10 protein-coding genes are annotated in these 14,398 nt (G+C 48.6%); all 10 read left to right on the top strand.

The features are described 5' to 3' along the window. The first annotated feature begins 351 nt into the window (after positions 1-351). A complete protein-coding gene (locus KDK19_RS11375) occupies positions 352-2,172 on the top strand; it encodes a hypothetical protein (RefSeq protein WP_257291990.1) in 1,821 nt (606 codons plus the stop codon). A 967-nt stretch (positions 2,173-3,139) separates the two neighbouring features. Further along, positions 3,140-5,410, top strand: coding sequence for a class 1a ribonucleoside-diphosphate reductase subunit alpha (gene nrdA / locus KDK19_RS11370; protein WP_257282382.1), 2,271 nt, complete (start codon positions 3,140-3,142; stop codon positions 5,408-5,410). Positions 5,411-5,510: 100 nt separating this feature from the next. Then, on the top strand, positions 5,511-6,641 hold the full coding sequence (gene nrdB / locus KDK19_RS11365; protein ID WP_257282383.1) for a class Ia ribonucleoside-diphosphate reductase subunit beta: 1,131 nt from the start codon (positions 5,511-5,513) through the stop codon (positions 6,639-6,641). A 75-nt stretch (positions 6,642-6,716) separates the two neighbouring features. Beyond that, positions 6,717-6,998 (top strand): class I ribonucleotide reductase maintenance protein YfaE, encoded by a 282-nt coding sequence (gene yfaE, locus KDK19_RS11360; RefSeq protein ID WP_257253680.1) that lies wholly within the window; start codon positions 6,717-6,719, stop codon positions 6,996-6,998. 176 nt (positions 6,999-7,174) lie between these two features. Beyond that, positions 7,175-8,251, top strand: a complete 1,077-nt coding sequence (locus KDK19_RS11355) for a hypothetical protein (RefSeq protein ID WP_257253678.1) — start codon at positions 7,175-7,177, stop codon at positions 8,249-8,251. Positions 8,252-8,343: 92 nt separating this feature from the next. Continuing rightward, positions 8,344-10,236 carry an extracellular solute-binding protein gene (locus tag KDK19_RS11350; RefSeq protein ID WP_257282384.1) on the top strand — a complete coding sequence of 631 codons (1,893 nt, stop codon included), beginning with the start codon at positions 8,344-8,346 and terminating at the stop codon, positions 10,234-10,236. A gap of 422 nt (positions 10,237-10,658) precedes the next feature. Further along, positions 10,659-11,579: an aspartate carbamoyltransferase gene (gene pyrB / locus KDK19_RS11345; RefSeq protein ID WP_257282385.1), complete on the top strand. Its 921-nt coding sequence runs from the start codon at positions 10,659-10,661 to the stop codon at positions 11,577-11,579. Positions 11,580-11,592: 13 nt separating this feature from the next. Then, positions 11,593-12,048 carry an aspartate carbamoyltransferase regulatory subunit gene (pyrI, locus tag KDK19_RS11340; protein ID WP_257282386.1) on the top strand — a complete coding sequence of 152 codons (456 nt, stop codon included), beginning with the start codon at positions 11,593-11,595 and terminating at the stop codon, positions 12,046-12,048. Positions 12,049-12,327: 279 nt separating this feature from the next. After that, positions 12,328-12,636: a hypothetical protein gene (locus tag KDK19_RS11335; RefSeq protein ID WP_257282387.1), complete on the top strand. Its 309-nt coding sequence runs from the start codon at positions 12,328-12,330 to the stop codon at positions 12,634-12,636. Positions 12,637-13,138: 502 nt separating this feature from the next. Then, the gene (gene rhlB / locus KDK19_RS11330; protein WP_257282388.1) at positions 13,139-14,326 is read left to right on the top strand and encodes an ATP-dependent RNA helicase RhlB; all 1,188 of its coding nucleotides are present in this window, start codon (positions 13,139-13,141) and stop codon (positions 14,324-14,326) included. Positions 14,327-14,398 lie beyond the last annotated feature (72 nt).

The raw sequence follows: 14,398 nt of genomic DNA, 5'->3' as shown, positions 1-14,398 counted from the left end.
GACCAATTTATTGCAACCGCAGCAGGACAGCCTTAAGTCCGACAGGCTGCTAGACGCTCATGACCGGCGGGGTCAGTCATGATCGTTTAGCATGTGCTTTTTTCGGTCAACCCACACCATGGAAATCCTGTCGTGGTTCTCATTCGGCACGTTCAGAAAAGATGGCGAAGAATTGTGCCAATTCCTCCAATAACATTTCCCCCATACATACAATACGGAGGAAGACACAGGCCAAGGGGTTGCCGTGATTAACCGGAGCGAAATTATCGTGGCAAATAAACAAAGCACTTCCACTGTTCTGCTACTAGTCTTTCCGAGACTAACAAACATCAGAAAATGGTAGAAAGCAAAATGAATTTGGCAAAATTCAAAGTGGCTAACATAGCCGGATCGGTGGCATTGAGTTTATCTTTACCGGCACTGTCACTAACTGCAAGTAGTAATGCCGGGACACCCATTAATATCGATGAAGATCCGGTCTGCACTAGTACTTCGAACCAGGGAATACTGAGTTTATCAGAAGCACAGGCTCACTCCCTTGCCCATTCCGCCAAAATTGCAAAAAGTCAGGAGCTGGTGTCACTTGGTATAGACCAACAACTGACTGCCAGTATCGCCGAAGGCGAGAAATCAACGCACTATCAAGGTACTACATGGGCCCGTGATAACAACATGATGGCTGTTGATCGAGTGCTCGCACAGCCAGAGGTTCTGGAGGTCGTGTGTAACATCCTGCTTGCATTTTCCAAACATCAGGTAACCAAACTGGAGCCCAACAGTAACAAAAGTTTTCCTGGGTTTCAGCACAATAATCTCGGAGCACTACCCATTGTTCTGGTCAACAATCCCACACGCTTTATCATTGAACGGGTTATTAGGCGGAAATATCTCGTGGAAGTACAGAAATTCTTTGATCAACACCCCCACTTGTTATACGGGTCACGATTACCCGAATTATTTACGCTAGATGTCGAAAGGGCACTTACTTATGTCAAGACAACAGCTCCCGAACAACTGAAAGTGCAACTCACAACGGTATATCAGCGTATTGAAAACTTGAAAAAAACAACGCCGACTGATCCGCAATTCAAGTTTCCAAAACCCAGTTTCCTGTTGGATAACTATATAAACGAAAATTTGGACAGGTTGACACCAGGCACCACTGACCCGGAAATCAATATACTCGCGCTCTGTGGTAAGTATCTCAAAGCTCTGGCGACTGACGACCCATCGGCAGCACAAGCCAGGGGCCATCAGTTAACGCCCATGATTGCAAGAGCGCTTGTCTACATTTACACCAATGTTATGGATAAGCAGGGACTACCTGTCGGAGCTGACTATCTTGATATTTTTAATGACATACTCGCCGACAGCTGTCTGTTGACCAATGCATCAATTCTTCTTGATGGCCTGAAAAGTCTCCACAGCGCTTCGAGCTATCTCGATAGTGCTGCGTTCAGGCAGGAATTGATTAAGGCTGGCTCACATCTGCCACCATCGCTGAGATCGCTGACAGATTCAGTGGCCAGCGTTGAAACCATGCTTGCCGGTTTAAGTCAGCAGCTACAAAAGAATCTGAGAACCCATTTACTCTTCGATGCCAACCAACAATTTAGCCCCCGCTGGTTTGTGCGCAGCAAGCATGAGGCTGTCAACCCCACACAACCAGGCTCGATCATCAAAGATATGATTGCTCAAAGAGAAGCGCTACCGGACGCACAAAAATTCAAAGATGGCAGCATCACTGACCCCTTCGGTCTGGCCTGGGCCATCATTGCCGGTGCGGTACCTCATGAAAATTATCCGGATGTCGCCGATCTGTTTGAGGAGTTCTACAATAATGACGGTCAGTTATTCATCCCCATGGGCAACAGCGGTCCGAATGAGCACTTAATGAGAGCAAATAATGGCTACACATTCTGGCCCGATAAAATACTGCGCTGCGGCATTGCCCTTATGGGTATGTACAAAACCATCGATGATGTACGCTACCTTCATCTGGCGCAGAAGATACATGACAAAGTGTCAAGGCTTGAGAATTTCAATGAGTATTACCTGAAGGACCCGGTCACAGGATTGTTCGTGCCTTCCGGCGCTGAAAACCAGGGATGGCATGTGTTCACTTACTATCAGCTATCAGATATGCTCAAAAACAGTTTTATTGAAAAATGAGCGAGTAAGGAAAACACCCTAAACTCTGGAGACCGGCAGAGCCCGGAGTGTGGCGGCAGTTTTTCAGTGCTTGTCACACTGAGCCCAAACTGACCAGGGAGTGATTGTCCTTACCCTACCTTATCTCATGTCCCGAGACATCGAATACACGTTAAAAAGCTCTGTTCCCCTTTGACTTAGATCATGCCGACCCGCCCCTTCCATCAGGATCTGCTGCTCCTCCGTGGATCTCTGGGGCATAGCAGTTAGGCAGAGCCAGTCGCACCTTGCAACGGAGCAGGGAGGGTGCTTTCAGGCCTGATTCCTGGGATTTTCACGGTAAACCTGGCATTTGTAAAACACTCGACGTTTTGAGTTACACTGTTTTGGCGCGCCTTTCCGAATATTACCTATTACTTATTGATTTATACTTATTTATGACTTTTTATTATATATAGAGTCTGGCCTGTGTCGGCAGATCTGTTGAATACTGAAAGCCGTGTCAGTAAAAGCAGCCAGCCCGTTTGCAAGTACTAACACTGAGAAAAACTCACAAGTTATACACAATTTTTCCACTAAACTGCCAACTTGAACTTCTGCCAATAGCGCATTATCTTGTGTATATATGAGTTCGTCACACAATATCTTGTGTTGGTTAGTCGGATAGTTAACCAAATAGTTAGATGATCTGGTTCGATAGTGTGGCGAACCCGAAGACAGTCTGTGAAGTCGCTAACGAAAGGGATTTGTGGCGCAAGTAGTGCAGTATCAGGGAAGAAAAGCTGACAGGTCACTCAGGACGGTGTCTGGCCCCTGAACACACCTCTTCGAGACAGTTGCACTGCGGGTTAATGACCTGCTTGTTTTTCTCGGCTCAACCCTCTGCGACACATCGCCTGTACCCAAGACAGGAGCTGGCATTTAGTAGTAGCCGAAACATAAAAATACAATATCTTGAGTTTTATTTATCTACTGGTAAGGGCTTTTAATGAACAAAGATATCCTGGTCACCAAGCGCGACGGAGACAAGGAGCAGCTGGATCTGGAGAAGATCCACAAGGTCATCACCTGGGCTGCTGAAGGACTGAACAACGTTTCCGTTTCCGAAGTTGAACTCAAATCACAAATTCAGTTCTACGATGGCATACAGACCACTGATATCCACGAAACATTGATCAAGTCAGCCGCTGACCTGATCTCCGAACAGGCTCCTGATTACCAGTATCTGGCAGCCCGCCTGGCTATCTTCCATCTGCGCAAGAAAGCATACGGCCAGTTCGAGCCACCCGGGCTTCACGACCACGTCGTCAAACTGGCGGAAATGAAAAAGTATGATGCTCATCTTCTTCATGACTACAGTGAAGCTGAATTCAATACCATGAATGGGTTTATTGATCACAAGCGTGACATGGACTTCAGCTACGCTGCTGTTAAGCAGTTGGAAGGGAAGTATCTGGTTCAGAACCGGGTCACGGGTGAATACTACGAAAGCCCTCAGATGCTTTTCATGCTGATCGGTGCCTGTCTGTTTGCCAGTTACCCGAAAGAAACCCGCCTGGATTATATTAAGCGTTTCTATGAAGCTGTCTCTACGTTCAAGATTTCTCTGCCAACACCGATCATGGCCGGTGTTCGCACGCCTACCCGTCAGTTCAGCTCCTGCGTATTGATTGAGTGTGGTGACTCTCTGGATTCTATCAATGCGACATCCAGTGCCATTGTTAAATACGTTTCCCAACGTGCAGGCATTGGTATCAATGCCGGCGGTATTCGTGCCATTGGCAGCCCGATCCGGAACGGTGAAGCGTTTCATACAGGCTGTATTCCTTTCTACAAGCATTTCCAGACAGCGGTTAAGTCCTGCTCCCAGGGAGGTGTTCGTGGTGGTGCAGCGACTCTGTTCTACCCCATCTGGCACTACGAAGTTGAGAATCTGCTGGTTCTGAAGAACAACCGGGGAGTTGAAGAAAACCGTGTTCGTCACCTGGATTACGGCGTTCAGTTCAACCGCCTGATGTATCAGCGTCTGATCACCGGTGGCAACATCTCCCTGTTCTCGCCGATTGATGTTCCCGGATTGTACGATGCCTTCTTTGAAGACCAGGAAAAGTTTGACGCGCTTTATGCCAGGTATGAACAGGATCCAAACATCCGCAAGAAGACTCTGAAGGCAGTAGAGCTGTTCTCCCTGTTTGCGTCTGAGCGCGCCAGCACCGGTCGTATTTACCTGCAGAATGTTGACCACTGCAACACTCACAGCCCGTTTGACCCGGCAGTAGCTCCGGTTCGCCAGAGCAACCTTTGCCTGGAAATTGCCCTGCCCACCAAGCCTCTCACACACGTACTGGATGAGGAAGGTGAAATCGCGCTATGCACCCTGGCTGCTTTCAACCTGGGTAAGCTGGATAACCTGGACGAACTGGAAGAGATGAGCAACCTCCTGGTTCGTGCACTGGACAACCTGCTGGACTATCAGGATTATCCTCTGCCAGCGGCATACAACGCCACGATGGCACGCCGCCCTCTGGGGATTGGTGTGATCAACTTTGCCCATTATCTGGCTAAAAACGCTGTTCGTTATTCTGATGGTTCTGCCAACGGTCTGACCCATAAAACATTTGAAGCTATTCAGTATTACCTGCTGAAAGCCTCTAACCAGCTGGCGAAAGAAAAAGGCACCTGCACCAAGTTCCATGAGACCACCTACTCCCGGGGCATCCTGCCGATAGATACCTACAAGAAGGACCTGGACGAAGTCTGCACCGAAGCACTTCATCTGGACTGGGAAGCCCTGCGCAGCGAGATCAGGAATCACGGCCTGCGTAACTCAACACTGACCGCCCTGATGCCTTCCGAGACTTCATCACAGATCAGTAACGCGACCAATGGTATTGAACCACCACGAGGCTTTGTCAGCGTCAAGGCCAGCAAAGACGGCATCCTGAAGCAGGTTGTACCCGACTTCGAAGAGCTGCGTCACAACTATGAGCTGCTGTGGAATATCACCAGTAATGACGGTTACCTCCAGCTGGTTGCGATCATGCAAAAGTTTGTTGACCAGACCATTTCGGCCAACACCAACTATGATCCAGCCCGTTTCGAAGGCGGTAAAGTGCCAATGAAGCTCCTTCTTAAAGACCTTTTGACGGCCTACAAGCTAGGTGTGAAGACCCTTTACTACCACAACACTCGTGATGGTGCGTCAGACGGTCAGGAAGAAGCTGACGATGGCTGTGCAGGCGGCGCTTGCAAAATTTGACGAAAGTCGGAACCGGGACACTGGAACAGTGTCCCACTTAAACCAGCGTTAATAGCAACTGGACGAGGCCGGCCCTTCCTGGCCCTGAAGCAGAGAAAACATGAGCTACTCGACTTTCAACCAAGAAAAGTTCAATGCCACTCAGGAACCTATGTTTTTTGGACGGGGTGTTAACGTCTCCCGTTATGATGTCCAAAAACACCCGATCTTTGAAAAACTGATCGAAAAACAGCTGTCATTCTTCTGGCGTCCGGAAGAGGTGGACTTATCGACCGACCGCAGTGATTTTGCCCATCTGCCAGAACATGAAAAGCATATCTTCCTGAGTAACCTTAAATATCAGACCCTGCTGGACTCTGTGCAAGGCCGCTCACCCAATGTCGCCCTGCTACCCATTGTTTCTCTGCCTGAGCTGGAAACCTGGATTGAGACCTGGGCTTTTAGTGAAACCATTCACTCTCGCTCATACACCCACATCATTCGCAACATCATCACCGAACCTTCCGTGGTTTTTGATGACATTGTCAATAACGAGGCCATTGTGAAAAGGGCGGCTGACATCACCCGTTACTACGATGACCTGATTGAAGGCATCAGCCAACTCAACATGCTGGGTGAAGGCACCCACCAACTCAAAGGTAAAGAAGTGCATGTTTCCGTCAGGGATCTGAAGCGAAAACTTTACCTGACTCTGGTATCCGTCAATGTTCTGGAAGCCATTCGCTTTTACGTCAGCTTTGCCTGCAGCTTTGCTTTTGCCGAGCGTTCCACTATGGAAGGCAATGCAAAAATCATCAAACTAATCGCCCGCGACGAAGCCCTGCACCTGACCGGTACCCAGCACATCCTGCAAATCATGGCTGAAGGTAAAGACGATCCGGAAATGGCTGAGATTGCTATTGAGCTCCGGACAGAAGCCAGAGAAATTTTTATTGCTGCTGCTGAACAGGAAAAAGAGTGGGCTGAATACCTGTTCCAGAATGGCTCAATGATTGGTTTGAACAAGGACATTCTCAGCCAATATGTCGAATACATCACCAATCAGAGAATGGCTGCCCTGGGCTTTGACCCGGCCTTCCCACCCCGCCAGAACCCTCTACCCTGGATGAATAGCTGGCTGAACAGTGACTCTGTCCAGGTAGCGCCTCAGGAAGTGGAAGTCAGCTCCTATCTGGTTGGACAGATTGATAACGAAGTCCAGACCGATGACTTCAGCAACTTCTCACTCTAAGAGATAGCACGATGGCCACTGGGGGCTGAACGAGTAAAGACAGCCTCCCGGCCAACCGTTTACCAGGAGATCCTCATGGCCAACATCGTCAAGATACTGGATGGCTTCAGCTTCATTTCCAGAAGCGACCTCAACCTGCTGGAGGCGCTCGAGTCACAGAAGGTGGATATTGAATACCAGTGTCGTGAAGGATTCTGTGGCAGTTGCCAGGTTCAACTGGTGGCCGGTGAAGTGGAATATTTCGCAGAACCCGTCGCTTTTGTCCCCGATGGAAAAATCCTGCCCTGCTGCTGTTATGCCAAGAGCGACCTTACCATTGAGATCCCCGGTGGCTGTCATATCAAAAAAGAGCAATGACACGGCAAAAAACAAGCCCCTTTTTATATTAATAAAGCTATTAGAATTTAATCTAATATAACAAAGATAAAAATTTTGGCCTTATCCCTAATCAACTTGTCACTCCTCTGAACTAAGATGCTCTCGCCCTGTCTAATAGACATGAACGTCAAAACATTCAGGGAAGGGTCGAGACTATGACAAGGAAACTCACATCGCAATACCCGCGTATTATACTGCTTATTCTGTTGGCCTGCGTACTGACAGTTTTTGGATCAAGCCAAAACGTATTCGCCAGAGGCGAAAAACCCAATCTCAACAAGATTCCGGGGCCCGACTCCACTCAACGGTATATCAACTCTCCTGCCGAAAAGTTCAAGCATCGCCTGGAAGCACTCTACCCCTATGCATTTGCCAGCTACCTGTCCTATCGTTTCAGAACTGCCAGTGATAGAGCGGGCGTCAAAGAGGCCCTGGAAGATCGCCTCACCCATATTCAGTATCGCAACGCAGTCAAGACAGATGTACCTGAAAAATGGTTAACACAGGGAGTGTTTGACACCCGGTATGATGCCAACCGAATCTACGACCGCGAAGACTCCGGGTTGAAAGCCAGAGTTTTCCTCCACACTTCAGAAAAGAAAATTCTGATAGCGTTCACAGGAACAGAATTTGATAGCCTCAACTCCCTGACCAATGCTGCCTGGACACAGGGTGGCTATGGATATGGCTATCTGACACAGATCATCTCCTACTTCTCCAGCTTCATCACTGCCGGGGATTACTTTCCACTGGAAGTTCCCATGCTGAGAAGAGCTTTGGAGCTGACTGTCGACCTGTATGAGCACTACCCTGACCATGAGTTTGAGCTGACAGGCTCCTCTCTGGGTGGCGCAATCGCCCAGTATGTTTCCTTTAAAACCCGATTCAAGGCGGTGGTATTTAACAGTCTTGCCCTGAACTCTGCCATCTACTGGCACATTCAAAATGAAGAACCCGACCTGAAGCCAAAAGCACTCATCACTCATGCTTACCTGAACGGAGAGTTATTGAACGATACTCTTCAGGGGCTCTTCATCCAGGGTCCGGCCCACGCTATCTATGCCCAGGGCAGCCTGCCTGTTGAAGGACTGGAGATTCCAGTACCCGCTTCTGAAAAATCGCTGCACGGATTAGGTCAGTTCTGGTCTCGACACACTGCCAGTGGACTGCTGAGAGCGCTTGAAGCCAACATACAGCTTAATCTTCCGCCGCTGAAGCAGAAACCTTCGTGAACGTAAGCAAACTGAAAAGCAGCTAAGCTATATTTCTCCCAACCATTCTGTCCCCCTGACACCACCTCGACACAAAGAAGGCTGAAGAGACTGTGAGCAGAGTTGTTTCCAGCAACAATCTACCCGGCAACAATCTACACGGGAACAATTTATCCAGAAACAACAATGTATTCAAAATTAATGGTTCCGGAATCAGAATAATAACAAACCTTCTCCTCAGCCTCTGCCTGTCGCACCCTCTGGCCATCTGGGGTGAGGTCCGTATTGAAAAGTCTTTCACTCTGATCGGTACCCACAAATACCCGGACAGCTTCACTCATTTTGCTTACACAAACCCCAATGCACCTAAAGGTGGTGTCCTGAGGCTAGCCAGGACAGGCTCATTCGACACTCTGAACCCATTTAACGGCAAAGGAACTACGCCTGATTACCTTTACCACACCCACGGCTCATTAATGACCCGGTCAGCCGATGAACCTCACACTCTTTATCCCTTTCTGGCCGAAGCCATCGAATACCCTCACGACTTCAGCTGGGTTGCTTTTCATATCAACCCGGCAGCAAAGTTCAGCGACAACCACCCTGTCACGTCAAAAGATGTTGTATTCACTTTTGAGTTATTCAAAAGGGAGGGCTCACCCTTTTTGAAAAATCTCTATAAAGACGTCGCCAGAGTTGAAAAAACTTCGCCACACCGAGTCGTTTTTTACCTGGACAAACCTGGCAAGAAGCAGCTTGCCCTGCTGGGTTATCTTCGCGTGCTTCCTCATCATTACTGGCAGACCAGAAACTTTCAGGGTCGTCACCTGAACAGCCCTGTGACCAGTGGGCCCTTAAAGGTCAAGCATGTCAAAATAGGACAAAACATCACTTTTGAGCGAGTCAGGGATTATTGGGCAGTCAATCTTCCCAGCCAGAGAGGGAGGTATAATTTCGACGAAATCAGGGTGGACTATTATCGTGACCCTCAGGCTGTGATCGAAGGCTTCAGAGCCGGACTTTATGATGTTCATCAGGAGACTGATACTCAAAAATGGCATCAGTCATTCAGTTTCCCGGCAGTTAAAGAAGGTCGGGTGCTGAAGAAAGACATTGAAATGCTCTATACAGCTGGCATGAGTGCCCTGGCTTTTAATCTTCGTCGGGACAAGTTCAAAAACCCTGCACTTCGTCAGGCTTTAATCATGGCCTTCGATTTTGAGTGGATTAACAGGACTCTGCTGAATTCTGACTTTCAGCGTACTACGAGCTTTTTCTACAACTCACCTCTCTCAGCCACAGGTCTGCCGACAGAAGAAGAACTCAAGCTACTGGAGCCGTTTCAGGAGCAGTTACCCAGTGAACTTTTCAAGCAAGCCGTCATTCTCCCCGTTTCAGACGGAAGCGGTAAAAACAGGGAGAATGTCAGGAAAGCTCTGGCTCTCTTCAAAAGAGCAGGATACCGGTTGGAAAACGGGCGGATGATAGATACAGCCTCAGGCAAGCCTCTCACTCTCAGCCTGCTGACCGAAGACCCTAAACAGGAACGTTTGTTACTTTCTTACCGTAAAAGTCTTGCTGACCTTGGCATAACATTGAACATAAAGACTCTCGACAAAAGCCTGTTTCGAAAAAGAGTCAGGGAGTCAGATTTCGAAATGGTGGACTGGTATTTCTGGCAGTCCACTTATCCGGGCAACGAGCTGTATCATATGTGGAGCAGTAAAGTCGTCATGGAAAAACAAAGTGGTAACATTGTCGGCATCAAAAACCCGGTCATTGACCACCTGCTAGCCGAGGCAACAAATGCAGACAGCTATGAAAAACTGATACCCATTGTCAGGGCTATGGACCGGGTACTGATGTGGGGCCACTACGTCATTCCCAAGTGGCATACTCAAAAGACTCATCTGGCTTACTGGCACCACCTTGGTCATCCACCACAAGACCATCTTTACTGGCTCGACCTGAGTAACTGGTGGTACAAGCCAGACAAGAATCCATGATTTTTCCATTTTGATCGCTTACCTCTCTCAATGAGCAATCTCTGGCCAAAAAGAAAATCACTATCAACAAGCTCTTGATTTGGTTTTTTTTCATCGGTAGAGTAGTTACCAATTTGCCTACAAAGACTTGCCTGTAAGCGCAGGCTTCTTTAACTTATTTTTAATGGCAACATAATGCCCATAGGCTGTCAGAGCTGAAACGTATACTGTGACGAACACACGCGAATGAGATCCGAAACTGGCTGTTCTGTTTCAAACACACGCCTGAGCAGGGTGCCGACCGGTATCAACAGTGGTCCGTTTTTCAGAAAAAGCTCCTTAATCAGGGGCTTTTTTTTGGTTTGTGCCCACCCTGTAGCTTCATCAGCTATTTGGCACCATCTCCCCATTCTTCACCCTTATTCAGGAACAGGTAACTCTTGATGGAAAACCAGCTCTATCTGAGGGACATCATTTCCATAGCAGACCTGAATCGTTCAGACCTCGAACAGATTCTGGAAACTGCCGCCCAGCTTAAAAGAGCACCACGTCCCGATCTGCTAGAGGGCAAGGTGATTGCCAGCTGCTTCTTTGAGGCTTCGACCCGAACCCGTCTCTCATTCGAAACCGCTGTACAGAGGCTGGGAGGAACCCTGATTGGTTTCTCTGACAGCAGTAACACCTCGGCCAAAAAAGGCGAAACACTGGCCGATTCAGTCAAAATCATCAGTTCTTATACTGATGCCTTCATCATGCGTCATCCTCAGGAAGGTGCGGCACGATTGGCCTCTGAATTCTCCAATGTCCCAATCATTAATGGCGGTGATGGTGCCAACCAGCACCCGACACAGACGTTGCTGGATCTTTTCAGTATTAGAGAATGTCAGGGGACACTGGACGACCTGACCATCACCTTTGTCGGTGACCTTAAATACGGCAGAACTGTTCACTCATTGGTTCAGGCCATGGCACTGTTCGGTGCCAAATTTAACTTTATTGCACCCGACGCGCTTTCAATGCCCGATTACCTGCTGGAAGAACTGGATGAAAAAGGTATTCGCTACCGCAAAGCCGGGAGCATTGAAGAAGTGGTGCCTGAGTCTGACATTATTTATATGACACGGGTTCAAAAAGAGCGCTTTGATGAAACTGAATACATGCACATGGCCTCTAAGTACATTCTGGGTGTCGAAAGCCTGAAAGGAGCCAGAGAGAGCCTGAAAATTCTTCACCCCCTGCCCCGGGTCAACGAAATAGAAGTGGCTGTTGATAATACGCCTCATGCTTACTATTTTCAGCAGGCCGAGAATGGGGTCTATGCCCGTCAGGCGCTCCTGGCTCTGGTTTTGAACAAAAGTATCTGAGGGAGACACTGCAGTGACTAACAAGCTTCAGGTTGAGGCCATTCGCAAAGGCACCGTCATTGACCATATCCCTGCCGGTCAAGGTGTTAAAATTCTGGACCGCCTGCAATTGCTGAACTCCGATGTCAGCATTACAGTGGGCTTCAACCTGCCCAGCAAGGCTCAGGGTCGCAAAGACATTATCAAAGTGACTGACCTCAAGTTCACTGAACAAGAGGCCAATCAGCTGGCTCTGTTTGCACAGGGAGCCACTATTAATGTCATCGACGAATACCATGTCGTTGATAAATTCAATATGACGGTTCCCGAGACTCTCAGAGGTGCTTTTCCATGCCCTAACTCAAACTGCATTACTCACAATGAGCCTGTGAACAGCTATTTCTATCTGCGGGAAAAAGACGACGATATTCGACTGAAGTGTCACTATTGTGAGAAGTCATTCAGCAAGGAGATTGTGTCTGAGCTCTGACTGTTGACAAGGAATCTCCTGCGGATTTTTTACCCATCATTGGGGATTCCTTGTCACTTCCATGAGTCTGCCCTGCCACGACAAAACCTCTGCTCATCATTTGTTCGGCTGTCCCGGATGACTCGGAGGGAACTATTCTCCCAAGACCTATGTCTAATGGCTGTACTGTAGGAAAGTAAGTAATCTTAAAACTGTTTATCATGAAAAAGAGGCCATCTGGCCACCACTGTTGGATTTTCATGAGTGACGGAACCTATGGGCTTTAAAATGAGGTGTCCTATGGAAATAGCGCCAGTGCAATACATCATGAGCACACTGACTCAGGATTATGAAAATAGTCCGGAGACCGACACGCTGGCTGACAGAATCCAGAAGTTTGCCGAAGAAGCGAGCTTTTTTTTCAAGGAACGCCCGCTCAGGCCCATGCCAGACCAACCACTGCTGTTAATCCTCTACAAATCGAAACTCCGCAGAAAAAAGAGAAAAGTCAGCAAAAAGGACAAGCTGAACAAATTCTACATGCGCAAAAGAAAGAGCGAAGAGCAGGACAACCATCCCGATAGCGACACCTATGAGCAATCAATTTAGCAATCACCCGCCAGATACCTTAGAATCCTTTTGGAATGCCGCAGCCTTTTGAATCCAGTTTCCTGCGGCGCACTGCTGCTGAGCAGATACCTGACTGTTAACAGACAGCTACCTGAAGGCCTCTTTCTCTTTCTGTTTGCCCGACTTTTTAACACCAGGGCCGAGATACCCGTCGTCAGCAGATTCAATCCCCGGTCCCGAGACGCACTCAGGACATGTCAGCCCCAAGCTGCAGGCCGGGATAACGATATAGTATTGCAACGAGATTAAAGCATTGAGTGGATTACTAGGTCTTTTCAGAAAGAAAAAAGCGCCTTCATCCGGTGGGCAAAAGTCTATACCGGCACCAAAAAATCCTTATTCCAAGCCCCCGCGCGGGAAGAAAAACAGTAAAGTTGTCGGCACTCAATCCAGAAACCCAAAGTCTCGGAACACTGCTCGACGTAATCATTCTCACAACTCTCATCGCTCAGACGACAAGAAGACCGAACCCTCCTGGCATATCAGCCAGTTCCAGGTAGAGCCCGAACAGGGTAAAACCCGCTTTCATGACTTTGATCTGCCTGACCCACTGATGAGAGCCATCCAGGAACTGGGCTTCAAGTACTGCACCCCCATTCAGGCAGAAGTACTGGGCAGCACACTGGCTGGCAGAGACGCTATTGGTAAAGCTCAAACCGGTACGGGCAAGACAGCCGCTTTTCTCGTCAGCACCATCAAACAATTGATCGATATCCCGCCACCGGATCAACGCTATCTTGGTGAACCCCGTGCGGTCATCATTGCCCCTACCCGAGAACTGGCATTGCAGATTGGTCAGGATGCTGAAGCCTTGACCAAATACCTGCCCCTGAACGTACTGACGGTTGTGGGTGGAATGGATTATGAGAAGCAGCGCAACCGAATGAGTAATGGCTTCATCGATATCCTTGTGGCTACTCCGGGCCGACTTCTGGATTACTGCGAACGCAAAGACCTGCATCTGGACCTGACAGAAACACTGGTCATTGACGAAGCCGACCGAATGCTGGATATGGGCTTCATTCCTCAGGTTCGGCGCATTATCCGAATGACGCCCCGCCCTGGCGATCGTCAGACCCTACTCTTTTCAGCCACCTTTACGGATGAGGTATTAAGGCTCGGTGAACAGTGGACCTGGCAGCCTGTTAAAGTTGAGATTGAACCAGAGAGTGTTGCTACAGAGACTGTTGACCAGAAGGTTTATATCGTCACCAATGAGCAAAAAGTCCCTCTCTTGATCAACCTGATCAATCAGAACAATCTGGAGCGGGTGATTGTGTTCACCAACCGGCGAGATGAAACTCGTCGATTGACCGAGAAGCTACAAAAGAGAGGCCTCAAAGCGGATCAGATTTCAGGTGAAGTCCCCCAAAAGAAGCGACTCAAAACGCTGGATAACTTCAAGAGTGGCAGGCTGACGGTCCTGGTGGCCACCGATGTTGCTGGTCGGGGCATTCACATTGATGGCATCAGCCATGTGATCAACTATAACCTGCCCGAGGATCCTGAAGATTATGTCCACCGTATTGGCCGGACAGGCCGGGCCGGAGCCAGTGGTACCAGTATCAGCTTTGCCTGCGAAGAGGATTCTTTCCTGATCCCCGACCTGGAACAAATGTTGGGTGCAAAGCTCAATCTGGAATACCCACCTGAAGATCTGGTTAAATAATCAGTAGTCTGCATTAAGCGCTAGCAGCCTGTCGGACTTAAGGCTGTCCTACTGCGGTTGCAATAAATTGGT

This window comes from Endozoicomonas sp. ONNA1, assembly GCF_024606325.1.
Taxonomy (GTDB): Bacteria; Pseudomonadota; Gammaproteobacteria; order Pseudomonadales; family Endozoicomonadaceae; genus Endozoicomonas_A.
The sequence above is the reverse complement of the archived record's forward strand: the minus strand, read 5'-3'. Positions and strand labels throughout refer to the sequence as shown.